At 59.6% G+C, this 24,407-nt stretch carries 25 protein-coding genes; 23 read left to right on the top strand and 2 right to left on the bottom strand.

Going from position 1 to position 24,407, the window contains the following annotated elements; all coding sequences use genetic code 11:
• Nucleotides 1-88: 88 nt before the first annotated feature.
• Genes B2344_RS07830 through B2344_RS07820 form a run of 3 tightly spaced genes read left to right on the top strand, consistent with a single transcriptional unit; the run spans nucleotide 89 to nucleotide 1,955 of the window.
• A complete protein-coding gene (locus tag B2344_RS07830) occupies nucleotides 89-973 on the top strand; it encodes a bifunctional helix-turn-helix domain-containing protein/methylated-DNA--[protein]-cysteine S-methyltransferase (RefSeq protein ID WP_206991860.1) in 885 nt (294 codons plus the stop codon).
• A 53-nt stretch (nucleotides 974-1,026) separates the two neighbouring features.
• Entirely contained in the window at nucleotides 1,027-1,485 is a 459-nt protein-coding gene (locus B2344_RS07825) for a hypothetical protein (RefSeq protein WP_034817378.1), read from the top strand.
• Nucleotides 1,482-1,955 (top strand): VOC family protein, encoded by a 474-nt coding sequence (locus tag B2344_RS07820; protein ID WP_290480364.1) that lies wholly within the window; start codon nucleotides 1,482-1,484, stop codon nucleotides 1,953-1,955. Before B2344_RS07825 ends, B2344_RS07820 begins: the two co-directional genes overlap by 4 nt.
• A gap of 151 nt (nucleotides 1,956-2,106) precedes the next feature.
• Here the strand turns inward: B2344_RS07820 and B2344_RS07815 are convergent, their stop codons facing one another.
• Nucleotides 2,107-3,831 (bottom strand): alanine/glycine:cation symporter family protein, encoded by a 1,725-nt coding sequence (locus tag B2344_RS07815; protein ID WP_290482418.1) that lies wholly within the window; start codon nucleotides 3,829-3,831, stop codon nucleotides 2,107-2,109.
• A gap of 156 nt (nucleotides 3,832-3,987) precedes the next feature.
• Between B2344_RS07815 and miaB the strand changes: the two genes are divergently transcribed.
• The 20 genes from miaB to B2344_RS07715 all read left to right on the top strand — a co-directional run bounded on the left by miaB (nucleotide 3,988) and on the right by B2344_RS07715 (nucleotide 23,412).
• Nucleotides 3,988-5,364: a tRNA (N6-isopentenyl adenosine(37)-C2)-methylthiotransferase MiaB gene (gene miaB, locus B2344_RS07810; RefSeq protein WP_290484956.1), complete on the top strand. Its 1,377-nt coding sequence runs from the start codon at nucleotides 3,988-3,990 to the stop codon at nucleotides 5,362-5,364.
• 2 nt (nucleotides 5,365-5,366) lie between these two features.
• Nucleotides 5,367-6,344: a PhoH family protein gene (locus tag B2344_RS07805; RefSeq protein WP_084333532.1), complete on the top strand. Its 978-nt coding sequence runs from the start codon at nucleotides 5,367-5,369 to the stop codon at nucleotides 6,342-6,344.
• An 11-nt stretch (nucleotides 6,345-6,355) separates the two neighbouring features.
• Entirely contained in the window at nucleotides 6,356-6,805 is a 450-nt protein-coding gene (gene ybeY, locus B2344_RS07800) for an rRNA maturation RNase YbeY (protein WP_034817476.1), read from the top strand.
• A gap of 13 nt (nucleotides 6,806-6,818) precedes the next feature.
• Nucleotides 6,819-7,682, top strand: coding sequence for a transporter associated domain-containing protein (locus B2344_RS07795; protein WP_290480367.1), 864 nt, complete (start codon nucleotides 6,819-6,821; stop codon nucleotides 7,680-7,682).
• Nucleotides 7,683-7,685: 3 nt separating this feature from the next.
• Nucleotides 7,686-9,329, top strand: coding sequence for an apolipoprotein N-acyltransferase (gene lnt / locus B2344_RS07790; protein WP_034817388.1), 1,644 nt, complete (start codon nucleotides 7,686-7,688; stop codon nucleotides 9,327-9,329).
• 36 nt (nucleotides 9,330-9,365) lie between these two features.
• Nucleotides 9,366-9,791, top strand: coding sequence for a helix-turn-helix domain-containing protein (locus B2344_RS07785; protein ID WP_206991866.1), 426 nt, complete (start codon nucleotides 9,366-9,368; stop codon nucleotides 9,789-9,791).
• 33 nt (nucleotides 9,792-9,824) lie between these two features.
• Complete coding sequence (gene trmB, locus B2344_RS07780; protein WP_206991867.1) at nucleotides 9,825-10,523, top strand: tRNA (guanosine(46)-N7)-methyltransferase TrmB; 699 nt, start codon at nucleotides 9,825-9,827, stop codon at nucleotides 10,521-10,523.
• 185 nt (nucleotides 10,524-10,708) lie between these two features.
• Nucleotides 10,709-10,918, top strand: a complete 210-nt coding sequence (locus B2344_RS07775; protein WP_034817395.1) for a cold-shock protein — start codon at nucleotides 10,709-10,711, stop codon at nucleotides 10,916-10,918.
• A 192-nt stretch (nucleotides 10,919-11,110) separates the two neighbouring features.
• Complete coding sequence (rimP, locus tag B2344_RS07770) at nucleotides 11,111-11,710, top strand: ribosome maturation factor RimP (protein WP_290484955.1); 600 nt, start codon at nucleotides 11,111-11,113, stop codon at nucleotides 11,708-11,710.
• Nucleotides 11,707-13,476 (top strand): transcription termination factor NusA, encoded by a 1,770-nt coding sequence (nusA, locus tag B2344_RS07765; RefSeq protein WP_206991869.1) that lies wholly within the window; start codon nucleotides 11,707-11,709, stop codon nucleotides 13,474-13,476. The genes rimP and nusA overlap by 4 nt, the downstream gene beginning before the upstream one ends.
• Nucleotides 13,448-14,125 carry an RNA-binding protein gene (locus tag B2344_RS07760; RefSeq protein ID WP_242517437.1) on the top strand — a complete coding sequence of 226 codons (678 nt, stop codon included), beginning with the start codon at nucleotides 13,448-13,450 and terminating at the stop codon, nucleotides 14,123-14,125. Before nusA ends, B2344_RS07760 begins: the two co-directional genes overlap by 29 nt.
• 60 nt (nucleotides 14,126-14,185) lie before the next feature.
• Nucleotides 14,186-16,741 carry a translation initiation factor IF-2 gene (gene infB, locus B2344_RS07755; RefSeq protein ID WP_290480370.1) on the top strand — a complete coding sequence of 852 codons (2,556 nt, stop codon included), beginning with the start codon at nucleotides 14,186-14,188 and terminating at the stop codon, nucleotides 16,739-16,741.
• Between the two features lie 11 nt (nucleotides 16,742-16,752).
• Complete coding sequence (locus B2344_RS07750) at nucleotides 16,753-17,280, top strand: YcxB family protein (protein WP_206991871.1); 528 nt, start codon at nucleotides 16,753-16,755, stop codon at nucleotides 17,278-17,280.
• Entirely contained in the window at nucleotides 17,280-17,684 is a 405-nt protein-coding gene (rbfA, locus tag B2344_RS07745) for a 30S ribosome-binding factor RbfA (protein WP_206991872.1), read from the top strand. Before B2344_RS07750 ends, rbfA begins: the two co-directional genes overlap by 1 nt.
• A gap of 91 nt (nucleotides 17,685-17,775) precedes the next feature.
• A complete protein-coding gene (locus B2344_RS07740; protein ID WP_206991873.1) occupies nucleotides 17,776-18,423 on the top strand; it encodes a hypothetical protein in 648 nt (215 codons plus the stop codon).
• 136 nt (nucleotides 18,424-18,559) lie between these two features.
• Entirely contained in the window at nucleotides 18,560-19,501 is a 942-nt protein-coding gene (gene truB, locus B2344_RS07735; protein WP_206991874.1) for a tRNA pseudouridine(55) synthase TruB, read from the top strand.
• 233 nt (nucleotides 19,502-19,734) lie between these two features.
• Nucleotides 19,735-19,866, top strand: a complete 132-nt coding sequence (locus tag B2344_RS07730; RefSeq protein ID WP_255342031.1) for a hypothetical protein — start codon at nucleotides 19,735-19,737, stop codon at nucleotides 19,864-19,866.
• 83 nt (nucleotides 19,867-19,949) lie between these two features.
• Nucleotides 19,950-20,945, top strand: a complete 996-nt coding sequence (locus B2344_RS07725; RefSeq protein WP_290482420.1) for an aKG-HExxH-type peptide beta-hydroxylase — start codon at nucleotides 19,950-19,952, stop codon at nucleotides 20,943-20,945.
• A 31-nt stretch (nucleotides 20,946-20,976) separates the two neighbouring features.
• Entirely contained in the window at nucleotides 20,977-22,425 is a 1,449-nt protein-coding gene (locus B2344_RS07720; RefSeq protein WP_290482421.1) for an oligosaccharide flippase family protein, read from the top strand.
• A gap of 24 nt (nucleotides 22,426-22,449) precedes the next feature.
• Entirely contained in the window at nucleotides 22,450-23,412 is a 963-nt protein-coding gene (locus B2344_RS07715; protein ID WP_206991877.1) for a hypothetical protein, read from the top strand.
• On the opposite strand, the gene B2344_RS07710 is transcribed toward B2344_RS07715, so the two are convergent.
• Nucleotides 23,413-24,407 (bottom strand): NAD(P)/FAD-dependent oxidoreductase (locus tag B2344_RS07710; RefSeq protein WP_290484954.1); only part of this gene is annotated, 995 nt, incomplete at its 5' end. It abuts the gene before it with no gap.

Raw genomic sequence — 24,407 nt, 5'->3', positions numbered from 1 at the left:
GCTTTTCAGGCGCTGGAAAGCCTCAATTGGTCTGACAAGCCGCAAGAAACGGGTGGCGACAGGCTCCGCGGCGCGGCATTATTCTTACATGACCAATCTAGTTTCGCCTCTTGATGAACGCGTTGTCGCCTATGAGCGCATGGCCAATGCCCTGTCCTATCTGGGGGACACTTGGCAGGAATGGCCGGATCTTTCGACTGCAGCAAAGGCCGTAGGCCTGTCGCCCAGCCATTTCCAGCGCGAATTCACCCGTTGGGCCGGCATCAGCCCGAAACAATACCAGTCCGCACTTGCCCACGCTGCGGCAGGTGATCTGTTGAGAGAGGGCGCAAGTGTTTTGGACGCTACTCTGGAGGCAGGCTTGTCAGGACCGGGGCGCCTGCATGATTTGTTTATCGCGCACGAAGGCCTCTCTCCCGGTGAAGCCAAGGCAGGCGGCAAGGGAGCCGATCTGGTCCTTGGACGGGCGCCGACTCCATTCGGGGAAGGAGCCTGGCTCATGTCATCGCGGGGCCTGGTGGCGCTGGGGTTTGTTGATGAGAACGCCCCGGAACGCACCGGTTTTGAACACCAGGGACGCAATGAAGAGCAGGCCTTTGCCGATCTTGCGGCGCGGTATCCGGATGCCAGCATTCGCCGGGATGATCACGAGGCCGAGACTCTGGCGCGCCGGGTGTTTGAATCCGGTGAGCCGCTCCCGGTTGCGCTTTATGGTACGCCGTTTCGCCGCCAGATCTGGCGGGCCTTGCTGGAAATTCCTGTCGGTGCGGTGTCAACCTATGGGGCCTTGGCGAAGGCCAGCGGCAATCCGAAGGCGGCCCGCGCTGTCGGTGCGGCAGTGGGCGCAAATCCGATCAGTTGGTTCATTCCCTGTCACCGTGCCCTTGCGGCGGACGGCCGGCTCCATAATTATCATTGGGGTGTGGCGCGCAAGCGTGCCATGCTGACCCTCGAACGCGCCTGCGCAGCCTGAACCAGGCGGTGGGCAGTCGGCCCACGCCGCCCAAGCTGGATTCCGCACCGCCCATGATACTTTTCCTGATCATACTCGCTGGCCTTGTCGCCTGGGGGGCTCACCTTGCCTGGCGCTGGAAGCAGACGCGGGACTTCGCGCCGGAAGTTCTGGCGGTGCGCAAGGCAGCCGGAGAAGTGCCGGAAGATGTCAGCGATGCCGAGTTCACGGATCTCTATCTACGCAGTGAAGGCCCGCGCGCGGCGACCTATTTCTTCGTCTGCGCTGCGATCGTTTTTGTTCTGCTGGCACCTTTCGTGGCCGGCTTCAATCAGGTTTGGCGGATGATCTGGCGGCTGAGCGGCCAGTCACCTGTTTTCGAAACAGGGACGCTGATTCACACATTTTCGGTTTTCATCGCCTTCATGCTGGCATCGATCGGCCTGCTGGCCATCGCTATGCGGCGGTACTACGCGCTGATGCCGCCTAGTTTCAAACATGTCATTCGGGACCTTAATGGAGGCCAGTCATGAGCATTCAATATCTACACACAATGGTGCGCGTCAGTGACATTGACGCGTCGCTGAAATTTTTCTGCGATGGCCTGGGCCTGACAGAGGTCAGCCGGATGGACAGCGAAGCGGGGCGGTTCACGCTCGTTTTTCTGGCCACGCCGGAAGATGTCGAGCGTATGGGCGGCATGCCGGACGGCGTCAGCCCGACCCAGACCGACATTCCGATGGTGGAGCTGACCTATAATTGGGACCCCGAAGACTATGCAGGTGGCCGCAATTTCGGCCATCTGGCGTATATGGTCGACGACATTTATGGCGCGGTTGAACGGCTGCAGAAAATTGGCGTGACCATCAACCGGCCGCCGCGCGATGGCCGAATGGCATTTATTCGATCGCCAGACGGCATTTCGGTCGAATTGCTGCAAAAGGGCGAGCCGCTGTCACCGAAAGAGCCGTGGGCGAGCGCAGAGAATATCGGCGCCTGGTAGGCCCCGTCCCGAAGCGCTGGTCCATAAACCAGCCCATAAACTGTCCATAAAGTGCCCGCATATATGGGCTTTGCGTCCAAATACACCCGGACAGAAAAAGCCCCGCCTGGTCTGAACCGGGCGGGGCTTTTCATTTCGGTAGGGTCAGCGCCTATTCCTTTTCAGGATGGCGCTCCTCCTCTCGGTAGTCATGCACAGGATGACCCTTGTCCGGATCGCCATTCGATTTGTGCATGGCGGCGACGACGCCTGACAGGGCAAGGATGGCGATCAGGTTCGGGAACGCCATTGAGGCATTTGCGATGTCCCCCAGCAGCCAGAGCCAGTCAGCCGCGGCAACCGAGCCGAGGAATACGACCACGACCCAAATATAGCGGAACGGGTGTGTCGCCCATTCGCCGATCAGATACGTCACGGCCTGCTCGCCATAGTATGACCAGCCAATGATGGTGGTGAAGGCGAAGAAGAACAGTGCGACTGGCACGATCCACGGGCCCACCACCGGAATAGCGGCGGCATAGGCGCGCGTGGTGACGGCAGCCGAGTTCGCATCTGTTTCCCAGGCATGGTCCACATCCATCAGAACTTCCGGATTGCCAGACGCGTCGAGCGCGTGCTGATTGACTTCAACCTGACCAGATGCCTGGCAGGCCAGGAGGTAGGACTGGGCTGTCGGTCCCACTGCGGCGATCTTCGCTTCGCGGCCATCTTCGTAAGCAGAAGGGAACAGGTCCCCCACACCGTATTTGGCACCGTCAGTCGCGCCCGGGTTCACCGGCATTTCAATGCCTGCATCAAAACAGGCATTGGCCGCCATCAGGGCAGGGCTCTTCTTGAAGTCTCCCTGAACTGTCAGGATGACCAGCGCAGTCATGGTGCAGATGATGATCGTGTCGATAAACACGCCAATCATGGCGATTTCGCCCTGCATGACCGGGTTCTTGGTCTGAGCGGCAGCATGGGCGATCGGGGCGGAACCCTGACCGGCTTCGTTCGAGAACAGGCCTCGGGCGATACCGTAACGGACCGCCTGCATGACGCCGTAGCCAGCCGCGCCGCCAGCAGCTTCTTTCCAGCCAAACGCTGTGCCGATGATCTGCATGAAGGCGCCCGGCACCTTGTCCGCATTGATCACAAGCACGATGAAGGCGACCAGCACATAGAGGCCAGCCATGACCGGCACGACCTTGCCGGCGAACGAGCCAATGGATTTGATGCCGCCGATAATGACCGCGAAGACCAGGACAGACAGGATAATGCCCACGCTCCAGTTCGGAATGCTGACGCCCATATGGGAGCCGGTTTCCAGCGCAGCTTCGGTGATGGAATTGGCTTGGATCATCGAGCCGGTTGCCATGGCGGAGAACAGCGTGCCGAGACAGAAAATGACGGCGAGCCAGCCCCAGCCTTTGCCGAGGCCGTTCTTGATGTAGTACATCGGGCCGCCATTGATGCGGCCATATTCGTCGGTCTCACGATACTTGATGGCCAGCGAGCTTTCCGAGAAGGCCAGCGCCATGCCGAACAGGGCAACCACCCACATCCAGAAGATCGCGCCGGGACCGCCCAATGTAATGGCCGTGGCCACACCGGCGAGGTTCCCCGTGCCGACCTGACCGGACAGGGCTGTGGAGAGCGCCTGCCAGGGTGTGATGGCGCCGTCTTCGCCTTGTGCCTTGCGGCCTCGCCAGACTTCGACCACCGCCGGCACGAACCGGAGAATCGGGCGCGCGCCCAGTCGAACCATCATGAACAGGCCAGTGCCCAGGAGGACAACGGCAAGCGGGCCGATCTGGCCCGGAATGACGACAGTATCTCCCCAGGTTCCTCCCCAGATGAATCCTGAGACGTTCTCGATAAGCTTAATGATATCCATGGGCCTCCCCGGCTCCTTTGATTGCTTGGCCGCACCCTAGCTAGCTTTCCGGCGCTGTGAAGCTTTTGTCGCAGGATCGGGACGCGTTTGCTGCGGCTGCAGGCGAGGCGCACAAGGTTCTGGCAGCGACAGTCATTTTCAGGCATAAGCCCGCGCATGACCACACCAGCGGCGAAACAGAACACCAAGGGTCTCTTCATCAAGACCTATGGGTGCCAGATGAATGTCTATGATTCCGAGCGCATGCGGGACGTATTGCGTCCGCTCGGCTATGCGCCGGTTGATACGCCGGAAGCGGCAGACCTCGTTGTGCTGAACACGTGCCATATTCGTGAAAAGGCCACCGAAAAAGTCTATTCCGAACTCGGCCAGTTGAAGCGCATGAAGCGCAAGACCGGTCGCAACATGACAATCGCCGTGGCTGGCTGTGTTGCGCAGGCCGAAGGCGAAGAGATCATGCGCCGCCAGCCGCTGGTCGACCTCGTGCTGGGACCGCAGGCCTATCACAAGCTGCCGGAGATGATTGCACGCGCCAGCCGCGCTGTGGGTGACCGGCTGGAAACCGAATTCGACACGCTCGAAAAGTTCGACGCGCTGCCCAAAGTCCGTGAGGCGGATGGCCCGACCGCCTTCCTCTCGGTGCAGGAAGGTTGCGACAAGTTCTGCACTTTCTGTGTCGTGCCCTATACGCGTGGCGCTGAGCTTTCCCGCTCTGTGGACGACATCGTGATGGAGGCGCGGAACCTGGCTGCGCAAGGCGTGCGGGAGATCACCTTGCTGGGCCAGAATGTGAATGCATTCCATGGCGCTGCGCCGGCCGTCGAAGGGGGAGACGACTGGACGCTGGGCCAGCTCTGTCGCCACATTGCGAAGATCGGCGGCATTGAACGTATCCGCTATACGACGAGTCATCCGCGCGACATGGAAGACGACCTGATCGCAGCACATGGCGACACGCCCCAGATGCAACCCTTCCTGCATTTGCCCGTTCAGTCGGGGTCTGACCGTATCCTGAAGGCCATGAACCGTAGCCATACGGCAGACGCGTATAGGGAGATCATTCGCAAAGTGCGCGCGGCCCAGCCAGATATCGCCATAGCATCAGATTTCATTGTCGGCTTTCCCGGAGAGAGCGACGAGGACTTCGAGGCGACCATGCAGCTGGTGCGCGATGTGAATTATGCGGTGGCCTATTCATTCAAGTATTCCCAGCGGCCAGGCACGCCGGCGGCAGAGATGTACGGTCAGGTGCCGGAAGACGTGAAGGATGTGCGCCTGCAAGCCTTGCAGAAACTGCTCCGTGACCAGCAGACCGAGTTCAACGAGTCCAAGATCGGTCAGACCGTGCCCGTACTTGTCACAGGGCGTGGGCGCCTTGAAGGGCAGGCGCATGGGCGGTCTCCGTGGATGCAATCCGTTCATTTCCAGGGACCGGAAGAGCTGACAGGTCAGATTGTCGATGTGAAAGTGAGTGGCGCAACGATGAGTTCGCTCACCGGCGATCTTGTGCGCGAACATGAGGTGGCGCTTTGAGCGTGAAACGTCGTCCGTCCGCTTCGCCTGAAGCCCCTGTCAGCCGTATCTTCGAAGTCCGCAATGCGGAATGGCTGCGGGACATCTGTGGCCCGCATCACCGCCACCTCCAGCTTTTGGAAACACGTCTGGCCGACTATGGCCTGAAGGCGGAAAGTCAGGGCGGGGGCATCCTGCTTGTCGGCAAGGCCGAGGGCGTGTCGATTGCCGAGGCGGTGCTTGCAGAACTTGAGCGTCGATTGCGCACGGGCGCGGAAATTTCCGATATGGACGTTGATGGCGCTGTGGAAGCTGCGCAGACGCCGTCGCAGACCTTTGGAACCTTCCGCTCGCTGAAGAAGCCGATCACCCCGCAAACGCGCGGCCAGTCCCGCTATATCGACCTGTTGGCCAATCCTGACAATGCGATGATCTTCGGGGTCGGTCCGGCCGGAACCGGCAAGACCTTTCTCGCGGTCGCGGCGGGGGTATCCGAACTTCTGTCCGGTACGCGCCAGCGCCTGATCGTGACGCGGCCCGCTGTCGAGGCCGGTGAGAAGCTCGGCTTCCTGCCGGGGACGCTGGAAGAAAAAGTTGATCCCTACATGCTGCCGATCTGGGACTCGCTGCGCGAGTTGATGGGACAGGAACAGATGGAGCGCCGCATGGCGCGCGGCGAGATTGAAGTTGCGCCGCTCGCCTTCATGCGTGGACGTACGCTGAAGAATGCCTTCGTCATCGTGGATGAAGCGCAGAACACAACCGTGCCGCAGATGAAGATGGTGCTGACGCGGCTGGGCCGTGACAGCCGCATGGTGATTACGGGCGATCCGGGCCAGGTGGATTTGCCGGGCAGCCAGCCATCGGGCCTCAAGCACGCCTTGCAAATCCTGTCTGATGTCGAAGGCGTCAATGTCCACACGCTTACCGCGGCGGATGTTGTCCGTCACGGGCTGGTCAGCCGCATCATTGATGCCTACGCCGCCCACGGAGAGGGTTGATCGCCGCGCGCATGATCGAACTTGATCTTATCATCGAAGAGGATCGCTGGTCGGCAATTCCTGATCTGGAAGCTGTGTGCCAGACGGCGTTCAAGGCTGGCGCGACTGTTGAGCCAGCGAAGGGTGTCGTGTCCCTGCTATTGGCTGATAACGACGCGCTACAGGCGCTGAACCTGCAGTTTCGGGCCAAGGACAAGCCGACGGATGTGCTCTCATTCCCGGCCGATCCGATGGACCGGCCCCTGCTGGGCGATATTGCAGTGGCCTTTGGCGTCGCCGAGGCTGATGCCAGAGCGCAAGGCAAGTCGCTTGCCGATCACCTGACCCATCTTCTAATTCATGGCTATCTCCACTTGTTGGGGCACGACCATGAAATCACCCATGATGCCGAGACGATGGAGGGCCTCGAAATAAAGGCGCTTGCATCGCTGGGCATTGATAATCCATATTTGATGAACTGAATCACCTGAGGCCATGAGCGACCCTGACCCTTCTGACGCGCCGCCAAGCGGCCGATTACGTAGCTTTTTCGGTTTCCGCCGGAAGCCAGCCCCTGTGGAACCGGTGTCCGCCGCCACCAATGGGGAAACGCCGCCGCACAATCCGCACGAGATGCGCCTGCGCCTCGCCGAATTCCAGGATTTGCGTGTGGAAGACGTCATGGTCCCGCGCGCCGAGATCAAGGCCGTAGAGGTCGGGATCGAGTTTCCGGAACTTCTGAAATATTTCGCCGAGGTCACGCATTCACGACTGCCGGTGTTCAGGGAGTCGCTCGATGATCCGATCGGCTTTGTGCACATGAAGGATGTGGTCAGCGAACTGGCCAAGGGCGAGGAGCCCATGAAGCGGCCGCTGGAAAAGCTGCACCGCGAAGTGCTCTATGTGCCACCATCCATGAAGTTGACCGATTTGCTTGTGAAAATGCAGTCAACCCGTATTCATCTGGCGTTGGTCGTGGACGAGTATGGCGGTACGGATGGGTTGGTCAGCCTGGAAGACCTTGTCGAAGAAATCGTCGGTGACATCGAAGACGAACACGATGATGAAGAAGCCATGTTCGTGCGCCGGAGCCAGAGAATCTGGGAGGCGGACGCCCGCACGGAGATTGACGACTTTGCAGAGGAAACGGGCATTGACCTCGCACTTGAGGACAACGACACGGATTTCGACACGCTTGGCGGGGTCGCCTTCGCGCTGGCCGGAAAAGTCCCTGTGCGCGGAGAAGTGCTGGAGCACCCGACCGGTGTCGAGATCGAAATCATGGAAGCCGACGCCCGGCGTATTCGCCGCGTTCGCCTTCGCACCCCGGAAATGCCTGCCCCTGCACATCAGGAGTAAGTCATGACTCATCCGGTGCGAAGCCACGGGTTCACAGCGCTTGGGCCCCTGCATGAAGCCTTCGCCCGCCTGACCGGCTGGCCGGCAGTGATCACCAGCTTGTTGCTGGGCGCTTTTTCGGCGGTTGCATTTGCGCCGTTTCATTTCAGCGTGGTCCTGGTGATTTCATTCACCGGTCTGATCTGGATGCTGGATGGTGCCCGCAGTCACCGTAAATGGGGCAAGGCAATCTTCCTGCGCAGTTGGGCTTTTGGCGCCGGATTTTTCCTGATCAGCATGCATTGGACGGCGGCACCTTTCCTGGTTGAGCCGGAAAAGCACGCCATTTTCCTGTGGATGCCGCTGATCCTGTTGCCAGGTGGGATGGCGATCATCTGGGGCGTGTTCGGCGCGATGGCGGGCGCATTCTGGTCTTCCTCACCCTCACGCATTTTCATTTTCGCGCTATTCTTTGCACTCGCCGAGTTCGTGCGCGGTCATCTGTTCGGCGGGTTTCCGTGGAACTTGCCCGGTACGACCTGGATTCCGGGCGGCGCCTTGTCCCAGACGGCGTCGATTGGAGGGGTCTACTGGCTGACGCTGTTGACGGTGTTCATCATGTCGGCGCCGGCCGCGCTTGTGGACACGCGAGAGTCCCGCCAATTGGCGGTGCGTATGGCGCCGTCCTTTGCCGCGGCGATCCTGATCGCGCTCGGCTGGACCTGGGGCGCCCAACGCATTGCCCAACCCTCCGCCCAGTCAGATCAGTTTGTCGTGCTGATGGATTCGGGTGTACCCCAGAGCGAGAAATGGGAGATCGGTCCCGATCCGATCCTGATCGAATATTTGCGCATGCTGTCGACGCAGGAAGGGGAGGCGGGCGATATTGTCCTCTGGCCGGAAGGGGCGTTGCCGACCACCTTGTTGCAGGATGCGAACGCCCTCGACGCTGTGGGCGCGTATCTTGGCCCCCGCAAGCTGATCGCTGGCACAACCCGGTACGAGATCACCGGCAAGGACATGCGCGATTATTATAACAGCCTGACCGTGATCGATGAGAATGCGATCCGCTCCGGCCCTGTGGCGCTGTACGACAAACATCGCCTGGTGCCTTTTGGAGAGCTGCCGGCCACGCGCATCATTCCGTTCGGGCAGGCCATGTCCGGCATCTTGCCGGGCGCAATACAGCGCATGGCCAGTGACGGGTTCCGGCCCGGCCTTGGCCCGGCAGTCATCTATGCCGATGACATTCCGCCTTTCGTCGCGATGATCTGCTATGAGGGGCTCTATCCGTCGATCCCGCGAAACGCCAATTTGGGGGCGCGGGCGGACTGGCTGGTCCTGATTTCGAACGATGCCTGGTTTGGGGGTGGCATGGGCCCGGCCCAGCACTATGCGCAAAACCGGTATCGATCGATCGAGACAGGCTTGCCCATGGCACGTGTTGCCAGCCGGGGGGCGTCGGCCATTGTCGATGGTTTGGGCAGGGAAGTGCTGCGTGCGGCGCCGGTCGCAGACGCCCCGAGTGGGTGGAATACCAGCTTTGGCCGTGGACGACTTCCATTGCCCGAGCCTGTTACCCTGTTCCAGACCCGGATTGGCCTAATCCTGTTCTGGCTGTCCCTGTTCCTGTTCGTCGGACTGGCCTTCCTTACGTGGCGAAGATAGAAAAAGTACAAGCGACATACAGAAACAGGGGGGGACATGGCCGACAACAAGCTACCCAGCGGTATTGATCGCGTCGTCGGCCAGCGCATCCGGTGGCGGCGCAAGGAGCTGAAACTGACCCAGGAAAAGCTGGGAGAGCTGCTCGGCCTGACCTTTCAACAGGTCCAGAAATACGAAAAGGGTGTGAACCGTGTATCCGCGGGGCGCCTGTTTGAGATGTCCACCGCCATGGGTGTCCCCATCACCTACTTCTTTGACGGGGCAGAGACCTTTCTCGATCATGATGCCGCGTATGTCGCTGAAGACGGCGACGCGATCCATGCGCCTGTGATGACGTCGGAAATCCTGGACCTGATTGCCGCCTTCCAGAAGATCGAAGACCAGTCGCTGCGCAAATCCCTGCTTGGAACCATTCAGGCCGCTGCAACCGCGTTTGACGGAAAGCAGCAGGACGAGGATTGATCCCCTTCGATCACTGAGGCATCAGACGCCGCGATGACCGACGATACCCCTTCCTTGAAATCACGCCCATTGCGCACGTTTGGCCGAACGGGTGGGCGGGCGCTATCCGCACGCCAGCAGGACCTGATCGACAATCTCCTGCCTGAGCTGGAAGTCCCGTCGGCGGATCCGGGCACGTTGAATCCGTCAGACATGTTCGGGGATGATCGCGACATCTGGCTGGAGATAGGCTTCGGGGGCGGGGAGCATCTTGTTGGTCAGGCCGGATTGCACCCGGAAGTTGGGTTCATCGGCTGTGAGCCCTTCGTGGAGGGCATGGCCAAGGCGCTGACGGGTATCAAGGATCATGACCTCGGCAATGTTCGGCTCGTCATGGACGATGCGCGGCCGGTTATGGCGGCGCTGAAGGATCAGAGCATTGCGCGCGCCTTTATCCTTTTCCCGGATCCGTGGCCGAAAAAGCGGCAGCAAAAGCGCCGCCTGATCCAGCCGGAATTTCTGGATGAACTGTATCGTATCTGTCGTCCCGGCGCGCAGATCCGGTTCGCGACTGACGTCAAGAGCTATGCTGACGAAGCGCTTGCCCGGTTTCTGGAACATGGAGGATTCGACTGGGGGGTGAACTGTGCCGATGATTGGCGGCGTCCGCCAGAAGATCACCTCACAACGCGCTATGAGCGCAAGAAATTGGGCGATTGCGCCCCGGTTTGGCTGGACTTCGTTCGCAGCTGACACAAGACATTCACTTGACCGATTGTCGCACCCATGCGTTTATATTGCCATCGAATTCGGTCGGTCTGAAACTTCAAGACCCCGTCAGACCGGCGGCCATGACTTTCTTCCTACCCGTTTCGATAAGTGGATCTGGTTCAAATCCGAACCGGGACGCTTCTATCTAACGTAAAGGACTACAAGTAATGGCAACTGGCAAAGTGAAATGGTTCAACGACCAGAAGGGCTTTGGCTTCATCAAACCTGATGAGGGCGGCGCGGACGTTTTTGTACACATTTCGGCCGTTGAGCGCTCCGGCCTGCGTACGCTGGCTGAAGACCAGGCAGTATCTTACGAACTCTTCAAGGACGAACGCCGTGGCAAGACCTCGGCTGTGGACCTGAAGGTTCTGTAAGCACGAATTACCCTTTCTGGGTTCAAGGCGGCGGTTCCGGCAACGGGACCGCCGTTTTTCCATGCTTACCGCACCCCATCTCTCGACAGGCCGCACTGCAGGGAGTATATGCACTCCCAAGTCGAAACATATCGGCGGCGGTTCCGGCAACGGGGCCGCCGCTTTTCTTTACCGGAATAGTCCCTTTCTCCGATGATTGCCCTGACCGAACAGGAACGCCAGATTCTCGCGCTCGTCACGCCCGTGGCCGAGACGCTTGGCATGGAAATCGTTCGCCTGCGCGTGCAGGGCGGGCGGCGCCCACAGCTGCAGATCATGGCAGAGCGCGCCGGCGGCGCCCCAACCAATGTCGAGGATTGCGCCAGCTTGTCGCGCGCAATCGCGCCCCTGATGGATGAGGCTGACCCGATCAGCGAGGCCTACACGCTGGAAGTGTCCACGCCTGGCATCGACCGTCCCCTGACGCGGGAAGGGGATTTCGGGCGCTGGATTGGCCATGCGGCGAAGATTGAACTGTCCCGGCCGATTGATGGCCGTCGGCGGTTTTCCGGTGTGATCCGGGGCGAGGACGAGGATGGCGCGCATATCGAGCTGGACGACGAGACTGAACTCGTTGCCCATGTCCATGAGATGAGCCGCGCCAGCCTGATCCTGACCGACGAATTGATTGATGCAGCGCGCGCGGCTGGCACCCTGCCGCCGCAGCCAGACGAAGACGACCTTGGCGATCTGGAGATCGACGAGACGGACGAAGACACCGATACAAACGAAGAGACGGGAGACGTCACATGAACACCATCGGCGTTTCAGCCAACAGGCTGGAAATCCTGCAGATCGCGAAAGCGGTCGCCGAAGAGAAGGCAATTGATCAGTCGATTGTCATCGAGGCCATGCAGGAAGCAATCGAGAAGGCCGCAAAAGCGAAATACGGCCAGGAGCACGACATTCGTGCGAAGATCGATTCTGTGACAGGCGAGCAGACGCTGTGGCGCATCCAGACCGTTGTGGCGGACGAGGAGTTCGAGGACGAGTCCAAGGAACTGCGCCTGTCCGAGGCCAAGAAGATTGATGAGAACCTGGTGGCAGGTGACGAGCTGAAGGAAGAGCTTCCGCCTTTCGATTTCGGCCGTGTTGCTGCCCAGACGGCCAAACAGGTCATCATGCAGAAGGTTCGCGATGCCGAACGCGAGCGCCAGTACAATGAGTACAAGGACCGTGTCGGCGAAGTCATCTCCGGTGTCGTCAAGCGCGTCGAATATGGCCATGTCATCGTGGACCTCGGCCGCGCCGAAGGCATTATCCGTCGCAATGACGGTATCCCGCGCGAGAACTTCCAGACCAATGACCGTGTCCGCGCCTATCTCTACAAGGTGAGCCGCGAGACCAAGGGTCCGCAAATCTTCCTGTCCCGCTCTGCGCCTGACTTCATGGTCAAGCTGTTCGCTCAGGAAGTGCCGGAAGTTTATGAGGGCGTGATCGAGATCAAGGCCTGCTCGCGCGATGCGGGCAGCCGCGCCAAGATCGGCGTGATCTCCAATGATTCCTCCATCGACCCGGTCGGGGCCTGTGTCGGTATGCGCGGTGCGCGTGTGCAGGCTGTGGTCGGCGAACTGTCGGGTGAGAAGATCGACATCATTCCCTGGAACTATGACGATGCGACCTTCATCGTGAACGCCCTGCAGCCGGCCGAAGTGTCGAAAGTGGTGCTGGACGAAGAAGAGCGCCGCGTTGAAGTCGTGGTGGCTGATGATCAGTTCCCGCTGGCCATTGGCCGTCGGGGCCAGAACGTGCGTCTCGCTTCCCAGCTCACCGGCTGGCAGATCGACCTCGTGACCGAGAGCGCCGATTCCGAGCGTTACCAGCGCGAGTTCCAGGAGCGTACCGACCTCTTCATGAAGGCGCTTGATGCCGACGAAACGCTGGCGCAGTTGCTGGCGTCCGAAGGCTTCGAGACGGTCGAAGAGATCGCCTATGTTGCGCCGGAAGACTTCATCACGATTGAGGGCTTTGACGCTGACGTGGCGGAAGAGCTTCAGGAGCGCGCCCGGGAATTCCTTGACCGTCTTGCCGCTGAGAATGATGCCAAGCGCAAGGAACTCGGTGTTGAGGACCCTGTGATGGAATTGGAAGGTATGACGCCTTCCTTCGCGGTCCGCCTCGGCGAAGAGGGTGTTCAGACGCTGGACGATGTGGCGGGTCTTGTGCCGGACGACATCACCGGTTGGCGTGAGCCCGGCCCTGACGGCAAGCCGGTCTGGGTCGAAGGTGTTCTGAAGAAGGGCGAGATGCGCAAGGATGACGCGCAGATGTTCATCATGCGCGCACGGGTTGCCGCAGGGTGGATCGAGCCGGACGCCATTGAGCAGATGCTGGCCGAGAAAGCCGAAGAAGAAGCCCCTGAACTTACCGAGGAGGAGCGTGCGCTCCTGGCACTTGGTGAACTGGGTAACAACCCATCACCGGATGCGGTGGACGAAGCTCTTGAAGAGCTCGAGTTTGATCTCGATGCCCTGGCAGCGGAGGGCGGTGATGATGAAGAGGCCGCACCGCAAGAGTGAAGCGCGGGTAACCGCTACTGAAGGTCGTGTTGCGGACGGGGAGGGCCCCGTCCGGCAATGCGCCGTAACCCGGGAAAAGCTTCCGCAGGATGCGATGGTGCGATTTGCGCTGTCGCCAGACAATGTCGTGACCCCGGATATTTCAGGCAAGTTGCCTGGCCGTGGCGTCTGGGTCCATTCGGACCGTGAGACGTTGGAAACGGCCGTGAAGAAGGGCGCCTTTGCGCGCGGCTTCAAGCAACAGGTCATTGTCCCGGAAGGACTTTCTGGCACTGTAGAGACTTTGCTGTTGCAGAGGCTGACCGGCCTGCTGGGCATGGGGAAGAAAGCAGGGGATATCGTGCTTGGCTTTGACCAGGTGCGAGATGCGTTGCAGAAGAAGCGGCCTGGCTTGCTTCTGGAAGCCGCTGATGGTGCAGAAGATGGCCGTTCAAAGGTGTATTTCCTCGCCAAAGCATTATATAGCAACGTGAAAATGGCCGGTGCGCTCAGTTCAGAGGAATTGGGCGTGGCTTTTGGACGTGAGCGTGTGATACACGGTCTCGTCCGCAAGGGTCCAATTGCGAAGGCGACAGAGCTTGCTTATCAGCGGCTAGCCGGATTTCGAGCAAGGCCCGAACTGGACTGGTTCCCGGATCAGGATCGGTAGCGGAAAACAAGGCCGAGGCGCATGGGCGCGGATCGGTAAGAAACGTGGTATGAAGAACGTATGAGCGATACGAAAGACACTGGTGGTAATACGGGCGGACGCAAGCCGCTCACTGTTGCACGGAAGTCATCCGGCACGGTGAAGCAGAGCTTCAGTCATGGCCGCTCCAAGCAGGTGGTTGTTGAAACCAAGAAGCGCCGGTCTGTAGGACCGAGCGGTTCGGCTGCTGCGCCAGGTGGTGATGCTTCGAAAGCGGCTTCAGACTCCCTCGAAGCTCGCCTCGTCGCGACCGCCAAGAAGCTTGGTATCACGGTCAATGAGCTGAAAGCCCGCCAGAAAGCGCTGTATGAGCGCAAACAGGAAGAGGCCAGCCGCGCCAAGGAAGAGCAGACCCAAAAGGCTGCTCAGGATCGCTTGCGCTCGGAGCAGGAAAAGAAGATCCAGGAAGTCAAGGAACGCGAAGAGGCTGAAGCTCGTCGCAAGGCTGAGGAAGAAGCTCGCAAGGTCGAGGAAGCCGCCGCGAAGGAACGTGCGGATCGCGCGCCCAAGGCTCGCGGGAAGACGGATGCAGCCGCGCCAGCGGCGACCCCACCCGTTGATGACAGCCCGGCACGTGCCAAGCGCGGCAAGTCCGGTCGTGATGACCGTGATCGTGCCAGCCGCGACTCACAGAACCGCGGTTCGCGCGGTGGCGGTGGTGGCGGCGAACGTCGCCGTGGCAAGTTGACGATTTCTTCTGCGCTCGGTGATGACGCTGATCGTCAACGCTCGCTCGCCTCGCTGCGCCGCGCTCGGGAGCGTGAACGTGAGCGCCGTACAGGCGGTAATGACCAGCGCGAAAAGATGTCCGTTGAGGTCACTCTACCAGAGACCATCACGTTGCAGGACCTTGCCCAACGCATGAACGAACGCGTCGGTGACGTTGTGAAGTTCATGATCCAGCAGGGTGAAATGCTCCGCGGGAACGACATTATCGATGCCGATACGGCTGAACTGATCGCCGAGGAATTCGGCCACACCGTGAAACGCGTGTCTGAAGCCGATGTCGAGATCGGCCTGGAAGGCGGCGAGGATGATGCGAAAGACCTGAAGCCGCGCGCGCCGATCGTGACGATCATGGGCCATGTCGATCACGGCAAGACGTCGCTTCTGGATGCCTTGCGCAAGACAGATGTTGTGGCAGGCGAAGCTGGCGGCATTACGCAGCATATCGGTGCCTATCAGGTGAAGCTGAAATCCGGTGACAAGATCACCTTCCTGGATACGCCGGGCCACGCAGCCTTCACGGCGATGCGTGCCCGCGGCGCGACCGCAACCGATATCGCAATTCTTGTGGTCGCAGCCGATGACTCGGTGATGCCGCAGACGATTGAATCCATCAATCATGCGAAGGCTGCTGGCGTTCCGATCATCGTCGCCGTCAACAAGAGCGACCTTCCGGATGCGAATGCCGACAAGGTGCTGACCGATTTGCTTCAGCATGATGTGCAGGTTGAAAGCATGGGTGGTTCGACCCAGGCCGTGAAAGTATCTGCGCTGACCGGCGCCGGACTGGACGAACTGACGGACGCCATCACGCTCCAGGCTGAACTTCTGGAATTGAAGGCCAATCCGGCCCGTCCTGCGGACGGTACCGTGATCGAAAGCCAACTCGACAAGGGTCGCGGCCCGGTCGCGACGGTTCTGGTCAAGCGCGGCACGCTCAAGCGGGGCGACATTGTTGTTGCCGGCGCTCAGTGGGGCAAGGTCCGTGCGCTCGTCGACGAGCGTGGCCAGCAATTGAAAGATGCCGGTCCGTCGCTTCCTGTCGAAGTGCTCGGCCTGGATGGCGCACCAGATCCGGGTGACCAGTTCGTTGTGGTCGATACCGAAGCGCGTGCCCGTGAAGTCACCGAGTATCGTGTACGCCAGAAGCGTCAGGTTTCCGGCAAGGCTGGCGCAGCCGCGCGGGCATCGCTCGATCAGCTACTCAGCAAGTTGAAGGACGGGTCTGTCGAAACGTCGGAACTGCCGGTGGTCGTCAAAGGTGACGTCCAGGGTTCCGTCGAAGCGATCAGCCAGTCTCTGGACAAGATTTCGACCGACGAAGTCCGTGCACGGGTCATTCACGGTGCGGTCGGCGGTATTTCCGAAAGCGATGTTCTGCTCGCCCAGTCCTCCGAAGCTCCGATCTTTGCGTTCAATGTGCGAGCAAACAAGCAGGCGCGTGACCTCGCAGAGAAAGAAGGCGTCGAGATCCGCTATTATTCGGTGATCTACGACCTGATCGACGATGTGAAATCCACGCTGTCGGGCATGCTGGCCCCAGAGAAGCGCGAGACCTTCATCGGCTATGCCGAAATTCTGGAAGTCTTCAACATCACCAAAGTCGGCAAGGTTGCCGGTTGCCGTGTGTCCGAAGGCAAGGTTCTTCGCGGTTGTGGAGTTCGCCTGCTGCGGGATGATGTTGTCATCCATGAAGGCAAGCTGAAAACACTGAAGCGCTTCAAGGATGAAGTGACTGAGGTCAGCTCCGGCATGGAGTGCGGTATGGCGTTCGAGCGCTACGACGACATGCGTGTCGGCGACAAGATCGAGTGCTTCCAGGTTGAGGAAATCGCAAGGTCGCTTGAATAAGCCAGGAACGGATGATTGCGCCTGATCACATCTCCGGCCTTCTGGGTGAAAAAGACCAGAAGCGCCTGATCCGTCTTTCAAGGCGAGGCGCAGTCGGGCCGACCGCAATATATTATGCGGGCGTGACGGCACCCATCATATCGGCCAGCATGTCGGTCATGATGCGCAACGCGACCGAAATGGCCGGCCTCAGCCCATATTGGCAATGGTTCCTGTCGGCGCTTGTCGCCGCGTTTGCCGGGATTTCTTGGTATCTCATTTTCATTCGCTGGTCATACCGGTCTCCGGTCGATGTGTTTGGAGCCTCGCCTCTGGAAACCGAAATCAGTGTGATGGACGAATATCTGAAAGTCCGACGAGGCGGTATCGAAACCCGAATTGACTGGACCAGCGTTGCGGCCGTCAAATCCAGTCGCGGGTTCACATCGGTACAAATACAAGGCGCAGATGCGCTGATCATTCCCGACGAATGGTTCAACAAGGACAAGCAGGCGCGCCGCAATTTCGTGGAGCGCCTCAAACAGAAAGCAGGTGTCTGATGGCACGCAAATCATCCTCTCCGGGGCTTCCGAGCCAGCGCCAGTTGCGCGCAGGCGAACTTGTGCGTCATGCGATCTCGGACATTCTTGCCCGAGAAGACTTTCGCGACCCGGACCTTGTCGGCGTCATTGTGACAGTCGGAGAAGTGCGCTGCTCCCCCGACCTGCGCCATGCAAACATTTTTGTATCACCGCTGGGCAATGACAGCGAAGAGGGGCGTACCAAACTTGCGGAAGCCCTGAACCGCGCGGCGAGTTTCCTGAGAGGAAAACTTGGCCGGGAAATCGAGCTGAAATTCACGCCGCAGCTCCATTTCATTGCCGACAAATCCTATGATGAGGCGACCGCGATTGACCGCTTGCTGGCAGATCCTCGCGTGAGACGCGATCTGGACCAGGAATAGCATCTGGTCCGCTGTCTCTGGACAGGTTGTAAGTTGACTCGCCTGCACCAGATTGCGAGCGTTGATTGATCGCAATCAGGGGCCCGCACGGATGGATCGCCAGACGCTCGACATGGAAGGGGCTCGCCGGGGAGAGATTTCTGCGGCGTCGCTTCAGATGGGCGAAGACACGATCGCCATCCAATGCATAGCCACCATGTCCGTGGAGTCGAAGGAGTTTGCGCCATGGGAGACGCCCGCGAACAAGCGAACCCAGAGCCTTTATGCGTCCTTCTTCGTAATCAATCTGTTCTTCGGTCTGATGGCGCTCGCCTGGGGCGGCCTGTTTCCGGGGAACGGCTCCAGCATGGTCGCGCTGTTGGTGGGCGGCGTGCTGACGTTGCTGGGGTTTATCCTTGGCATTCGCGCGGCGTTGATCGCGCGTCGCATGAAGACGCGCCAGCCTTATTACCGGCTCGTGATCGGCGCATCGGATGGGCGGCAGATCCCGCTGGTGGATAATAATCGTGACGTGTTGATGCGTATTCGGGACGTTGTCCGTCACAAGATGGATTCCGGTGAGCGTGCCATCCGCGGCGAGTTTGATCTCGATCTGGATCTTGTGGACCTCAGCTTGCCGACCGAGCCACAAAAGACGATTGCGTCGCCAAGAGAGCCGGTCGTTCCGGCTGGACCCTCCGAGACCGAAACCGAGGTCTTGTTCGATCATGATCCCGAGATCGTCCGCGACGCTTCCTGACCTCCATTGTCGCAGGGCTGGCCGCACTGGCTTGACGCACATGAGCGGGCTGCGTATGGCCGCGCCTTAATCCTTTTCCGACACACCGCCGCCCGCGTTCGAACCGCGTGCTGGCGCAACCAGAGAGTTCTGAAACTTGGCCCGTCAAAGAAAGCGCAAAGGCGACCCGATCAACGGGTGGCTCAACCTGTTCAAACCTGTCGATATCACATCAACTCAGGCCGTCGCGATCCTGAAGCGGAAGTATAATGCTCAAAAAGTTGGCCATGGCGGGACACTGGACCCGCTGGCCGACGGTATCCTGCCAATTGCTTTCGGCGAGGCGACCAAGACGGTGCAGTGGGCGATGGATGCCCAGAAGGAATATGTCTTTACCATTCGCTGGGGCATCTCGACGGAAAGTCAGGATGCCGAAGGCGAAGTGACCGCCACATCCGAAGCGCGACCAAGGCGGGAACAGGTGGAAGAACTTCTGAAAGGCTACCTGGGGACCATTGAGCAGGTGCCGCCGAAATTCTCTGCGATCAAGGTAGATGGCCAGCGGGCCTATGACCTCGCACGGGAAGGGGAGGAGTTCGAACTTACCTCGCGCGAAGTCGACGTGTTCACGGCCAGTGTGATTGGTATGCCGGACGCAGACCATACCGTGATCCATGTCACGTCGGGCAAGGGCTTCTATGTCCGCGCCATGGCACGGGACCTGGCATTTGATCTCGAATGCGAAGGCCATATCAGTCAGTTGCGGCGCACACGTGTCGGCCAGTTCGGCGCCCCTGCGGCGATCCCGCTGGCAATGATTGAGGAAGCTGAGAATATGGAAACCCTGATGGGGTTTCTTCAGCCGATCCATGCCATGCTCGAGAATGTGCCAAGTGTGGACATCACACGCGAGGAAGCAGGAAACATCCGCCACGGACGGACGATTGTTCTATTGCCGCACATAATTGAACGATGGAAGGAAGAATCGTCTGACGATCCAGACGACCGGGCAGCGATCGCCGTTTGCGACGGAAAAGCTGTGGCCTTGGGGGATGTCCGCGCCGGGCGTTTCGAGCCAAGTCGCGTATTTACGTCATAATTTCAGGCGTTTTACGAGTTTTCCAAGAACTGTGTCAGGTCTCTCTCAGCGCGGAGACGGGGCCCATTCCTGCGGGAATTCGTGAGATTCGTCCCATGCAGATGTACATCCATTAATGTGGCTATTTGATTCATTAATTTTTTCGCGCCTAGCGAGATTCTGCTGGAAAGTTGCACGGAATCTGCAAGATGCGTAGTCCCGTCAATGACGGCGGGAAACAAGGGAGTACTCTTATGAATCTCAAGAAAGATATGCTCCTCGGCTTCAGCAACCTTCGTGACGCGAAAAACGACACGATGGTCGGCTGCAAGGGAGGTCGCAACAAACGCCGGCGCGGCGGAAGAAAATTCTTCAAGTTTTGGTAGTATACCAGCGCTAGCGAACGTGCACCGCCTCTCGCGAGGCGGTGCACATACTTAAACAGCGTATGCCGGGAGATTCGTTGAAAATGCCGTTCCGCTTCATTCCGAACTCCAGCGACGCCATCACGACCAATCAGGCCATGCATGATGGCCTGTATGACAGCCTTCGATATCTGGCAGGCGAACTGAGCGACAAAGCGCCGACACTGCCCGCTGCATTTGAAGCCTGGCGCGAGAAAATCGGACCAGCTCAGCGCGTATCATCAGCGGTATTCGGAACCTACTACGACGCTGTCGAAGCTCTCCAAGCCGGTGACACCGACACAGGTGTGGCGCTTATTCAGCGCATTCTAACGGAACATCCCGTGGCGCGGAGCACGAAGATCACTGTTCTGGGACGTGACTATACAGACGCTGACAGTCGCCGAATTCAAACTTTCATGGGTGCTCCCGAAACGGGCGCTGCAGGCGTAACTCGGCCAGACCCGTCGCAAGCCGACCGCTTCTCCGCGAAGCTGGAAGAGGCAATTGGCTGGATAGAGCACAACCTGCCCGAGTTGCACGATGAGATGAATGCACTGCTGGGGGAGTTGGTCCTGGTGGGGCCGGCGGAAGGCTCGCTCGAGTTTGAAGGCGGCACCTGTTTCCGCCTCTGGGGTGCAATTGCCCTGAATGCAGAGCGTAAGGCGTCTGTGGCCGATCTGATTGTCACACTGGCGCACGAGGAAGGCCATGCGGCCCTGTTCGGTGCCTGCAAGAATGAAATGCTTGTGGAAAATCCGGATTCAGAATTGTTCTGGTCGCCCATCCGCCGAACCGAACGCCCGCTGGAAGGTATTTTTCACGCATCGTTTGTATCTGCCCGGATGATTTGGGTGTTGAAGCACATGCTGGCTGGCGATGAATTCGGTTGGTTCGAGCGCCGCCGACTCAGGAAAATCCTGAAGGAAGCCGAAGCCATCCAGCGGGACTCTGCAGACATTGTCCGGCGCGAGGGACGTTTGACCGAGACGGGCAAGAGCGTGCTGCAGGCGATGACTGATTTCATGGATGGGTCAGGCAAGTTGCCGATTTCCGTCTGACATGACGGCCTCCTTCATCATACGCCGGGCCATGCGCAACCTTGTATGGATGTTCGCGCATTCCTGGGGCTCGGCGATCTTCGGCCTTGTCAGCTTCGCGATCATGGCGCGCATTCTGGGACCGGAGCCGTATGGCATCATGGCGCTCGCCAGTCTGATATTTGGCCTGGTGGGCATCTTTGTTGGCCCGCCTTTGACCGAAAGCCTGCAGCAACGAGAAGACCTCAGTGATGCACACCTGGATACGACCTTCTGGTTGAATTCAGGTCTGACGGTTCTGTTTTCCATCATCATCGCCTTGCTGGCAAAACCTCTCGCCAACCTGATCGGCGCTCCCGCCGTAGCGGATGTCCTGCCTGCGCTCAGCCTGCTCATGGTATTGGGTAGCGTTGAGGGGGTGCCTGGAGCACTGCTCCAGCGGCGTCTGGAAAATGATAAAGTGGTTTTGATCGAGACGGTTTCGGAAGTGGTCTCAACCGGCGCGGCACTTGTGTTGGCAATTCTCGGCTTCGGCGTTTGGGCGCTTGTCCTCAGTATGGCGGTTGGCACGGTGATCTCGGCAGCGGGCATCATCTATGCCGCGAAGTGGCGACCCGGATTTGCCGTGAGCCGGGACGCCTTTCGAGAATTGTTTGCGTTCAATCGCGATACCGTACTGACCTATCTGCTCGGCTATATTGATGATGCCATTCCGCGCTTCCTGCTCAGCATGATCGGCGGCGAACGCGCGGTCGGCCTGTTGGCGATGGCTGGCAATGTTTCCGGCATGCTGACGGAACTGTTGATGGGACCATTCAATGAGATCGCGATGAACGTGGTGGCGCGTCTGCAGTCCAGTCGCAAGACGGTGCATGATCTGCTGGACCGTGTATTCGCCATGACGACAGCAGCCATCTATCCGGCGACCCTGGGCCTTGCAATGGTGGCACCTTTGCTTGTGCCGCTTGTCGTGGGGGATGAATGGGTGGCGGCGGTGTTGCCGATACAGATTTTTCTTGTTCTGGGGATCCGGGACGCCACAGGCAATTTCAATATTGCGATCCTGAGGGGTGTAGGCGACAGCAAGTCTCCTCTGTTGATCCTTTCGATAGGTATCGTCCTCTTGGGCGCAATGGCGCCGTTCCTGATGCCATATGGTGTTGTCGGTATTGCGGCGCTGATCGCCCTGCGAACTTTTCTCACATGGCCGCTCTCGGCCTTGCTGGTGCAGCGAGCCGCAGGCTACTCGGCGCTGCACCAGCTGACCGTTGGCTGGCAGGCACTGCTCAGCGCGATCGGCATGGTCGGCGCGGTGTGGACAGTCCAGAAATTCCTGCCGAGTGAATGGTTCGATGTCGCCATCATTGCTGCAATGGTTGCGACTGGTATTGTGGCCTATGGTGCGCTCATGTTTTTGATTGGAGCGCGGCAAGTCAGGGAAATCCGGGAGGGGATGACCTGGTTCCGAAACCATCATGACAGCGTCGAAGACGCGATCTGAAATCTGACAGACGGGGACGAATAATTGATCTGCTTTATCACATCCGGATCGCACAAATACGCTGTGCGCGAGCTGCGCGACGTTCCCGGCATGCCGAAGATCGATCTGATGTCGTACAACCAATTGCTTCGCAAGAAGTCCTTGCCTCGCGCCACCTACGTCTTCACCGATTTTGACCGCATTGATTTCTGGACGCGCGAACTGGCCGCCAAAGCCTATCGCTGCCTCACGGCCAACAATGCAAGGGCGCTGAATGATCCGGCCAGCGCGCGCACCCGGTTGCCCATGCTCAAGAAACTCCAGGGCGAAGGCCTGAACAGCTTTTCGGTATGGGACGCGGAGATGGATGGCTTGCCGGATCGGTATCCGGTATTCCTGCGCACACGCGCGGCGCATCGCGGTACGCAGACCGAATTGCTGACGACACCGGAAGAGGCTCGGTCTGCGCTCGACGAACTCGTCAGATCGGGGCTTTGCCTGTCAGATCTGATGTTTGTGGAATATTGCGCCGAGCCTATTGAGGATGGCTTGTTCCGCAAGCTTGCCGCGTATTGCGTGGGCGATGAAGTCATAACCGGAATGTCCGTCCACGATGAAAACTGGCACGCCAAGTATGGCAAGGAAGGTGTGGCGAGTGAGGCGCACTATCTCGACGAGATGCAGGCGGTGAAGGAAAACCGCCATGCTGCGGGGATTGCCGGGCATTTCAAGGCAGCAGGCATTTCCTTCGGACGGGCGGATTTCACGCTGGTGAAGGGAAAGGTCGAGGTCTACGAAATCAATACGAACCCGAACAATTCGCTGATTTTGGACCATCCATTCCCCTTGCGGGTTGAGACAGACGCCTTGTTCCATCAGCGTCTGGCCGAGGCGATGCGGGCCATTGATACGGAAACAGGTGGTGATCCCATCTTGATGGACCATCCAGACCTGGTCTCCCAGCGCAAGCGCGATGGCTATTTGACACGGCCGCGCTGGACTCCTTGATCACAGCATTGCGGCGGCGTGTGCACTGGCCCAGGCCCATTGGAAATTATAGCCACCCAGCCAGCCGGTAACGTCCACGCATTCTCCAATGAAATGCAAGCCCGGAACATGGCGGCTTTCCATCGTCTTCTGGTCCAGGCCGTCAGTGGCGATACCGCCCACGGTGACTTCGGCGGTGCGATAGCCTTCCGTGCCCATTGGGGTCACGCGCCAATCCTTGAGGAAGGCTGCGAATTCGTCGATGGCGACGTGGGAGAGGTCGGCCAGCCGGGCATCTTGTGCGATCGGGCCGAGATCTGCGATCAGGTCGGCGAGGCGGGCAGGGAAGTGGGCTTCCAATGCCTTGGCGAGCGTCTGTTTCGGCGCAGCCTGCTTGGCGGCGCGCAGGGCATCGCCCAGATCTGCCTTCGTCAGCAGGCTGAGGGACAGGGGGTCGCCCTGATGCCAGTAAGAGGAGGTTTGGAGCGCTGCAGGGCCCGAGAGGCCGCGATGGGTGAAGAGCAGGTCTTCATCAAAGCGCGCGCCGGGGACGCTGGCGAGCACGGGGGTAGCGACGCCGGAGATCGAGGCGAATTTTTCGCCCAGCTCACCCGAAAAGGTGAAGGGGACAAGGCCGGGCCGCGTTTCCACGATGTCATGCCCGAACTGGCGGGCGATGTCATAGGCCAGGCCGGTCGCGCCCATTTTGGGAATGGAAAGCCCGCCTGTGGCCACGATGAGCCGCTCTGCGCTGGCCGCGCCGCTGCTGGTCTCGACCGTGAACCGTCCATCCGTATGGGTCACGCCAGAAACTTCTGTGGAGAGGCGGATCTCCGCGTCGCCCTTGTCGCATTCGTCCAGCAGCATCTGGATGATGGCGCCGGATTTCTGGTCACAGAAAAGCTGGCCCTTGTGCTTTTCGGTATAGGTCAGGCCGTGGGCGGCCATGAGGGAAATGAAATCCCAGGCCGTGTAGCGGGCCAGCGCCGATTTCGCGAAATGCGGGTTCTGGCTGA

Origin of the sequence: Hyphomonas sp. UBA3195, from assembly GCF_002366485.1 — a bacterium.
GTDB lineage: Bacteria > Pseudomonadota > Alphaproteobacteria > Caulobacterales > Hyphomonadaceae > Hyphomonas.
Note: the sequence above shows the minus strand (reverse complement) of the source record. Positions and strands in the feature narration are given on the sequence as shown.

Coding starts and splice junctions, on each gene's coding strand:
- B2344_RS07830 (WP_206991860.1), top strand. CDS start 89: ATGACCAATCTAGTTTCGCCTCTTGATGAACGCGTTGTCGCCTATGAG.
- B2344_RS07825 (WP_034817378.1), top strand. CDS start 1,027: ATGATACTTTTCCTGATCATACTCGCTGGCCTTGTCGCCTGGGGGGCT.
- B2344_RS07820 (WP_290480364.1), top strand. CDS start 1,482: ATGAGCATTCAATATCTACACACAATGGTGCGCGTCAGTGACATTGAC.
- B2344_RS07815 (WP_290482418.1), bottom strand. CDS start 3,831: ATGGATATCATTAAGCTTATCGAGAACGTCTCAGGATTCATCTGGGGA.
- miaB (WP_290484956.1), top strand. CDS start 3,988: ATGACCACACCAGCGGCGAAACAGAACACCAAGGGTCTCTTCATCAAG.
- ybeY (WP_034817476.1), top strand. CDS start 6,356: ATGATCGAACTTGATCTTATCATCGAAGAGGATCGCTGGTCGGCAATT.
- B2344_RS07795 (WP_290480367.1), top strand. CDS start 6,819: ATGAGCGACCCTGACCCTTCTGACGCGCCGCCAAGCGGCCGATTACGT.
- lnt (WP_034817388.1), top strand. CDS start 7,686: ATGACTCATCCGGTGCGAAGCCACGGGTTCACAGCGCTTGGGCCCCTG.
- B2344_RS07785 (WP_206991866.1), top strand. CDS start 9,366: ATGGCCGACAACAAGCTACCCAGCGGTATTGATCGCGTCGTCGGCCAG.
- trmB (WP_206991867.1), top strand. CDS start 9,825: ATGACCGACGATACCCCTTCCTTGAAATCACGCCCATTGCGCACGTTT.
- B2344_RS07775 (WP_034817395.1), top strand. CDS start 10,709: ATGGCAACTGGCAAAGTGAAATGGTTCAACGACCAGAAGGGCTTTGGC.
- rimP (WP_290484955.1), top strand. CDS start 11,111: ATGATTGCCCTGACCGAACAGGAACGCCAGATTCTCGCGCTCGTCACG.
- nusA (WP_206991869.1), top strand. CDS start 11,707: ATGAACACCATCGGCGTTTCAGCCAACAGGCTGGAAATCCTGCAGATC.
- B2344_RS07760 (WP_242517437.1), top strand. CDS start 13,448: ATGATGAAGAGGCCGCACCGCAAGAGTGAAGCGCGGGTAACCGCTACT.
- infB (WP_290480370.1), top strand. CDS start 14,186: ATGAGCGATACGAAAGACACTGGTGGTAATACGGGCGGACGCAAGCCG.
- B2344_RS07750 (WP_206991871.1), top strand. CDS start 16,753: ATGATTGCGCCTGATCACATCTCCGGCCTTCTGGGTGAAAAAGACCAG.
- rbfA (WP_206991872.1), top strand. CDS start 17,280: ATGGCACGCAAATCATCCTCTCCGGGGCTTCCGAGCCAGCGCCAGTTG.
- B2344_RS07740 (WP_206991873.1), top strand. CDS start 17,776: ATGGATCGCCAGACGCTCGACATGGAAGGGGCTCGCCGGGGAGAGATT.
- B2344_RS07730 (WP_255342031.1), top strand. CDS start 19,735: ATGAATCTCAAGAAAGATATGCTCCTCGGCTTCAGCAACCTTCGTGAC.
- B2344_RS07725 (WP_290482420.1), top strand. CDS start 19,950: ATGCCGTTCCGCTTCATTCCGAACTCCAGCGACGCCATCACGACCAAT.
- B2344_RS07720 (WP_290482421.1), top strand. CDS start 20,977: ATGCGCAACCTTGTATGGATGTTCGCGCATTCCTGGGGCTCGGCGATC.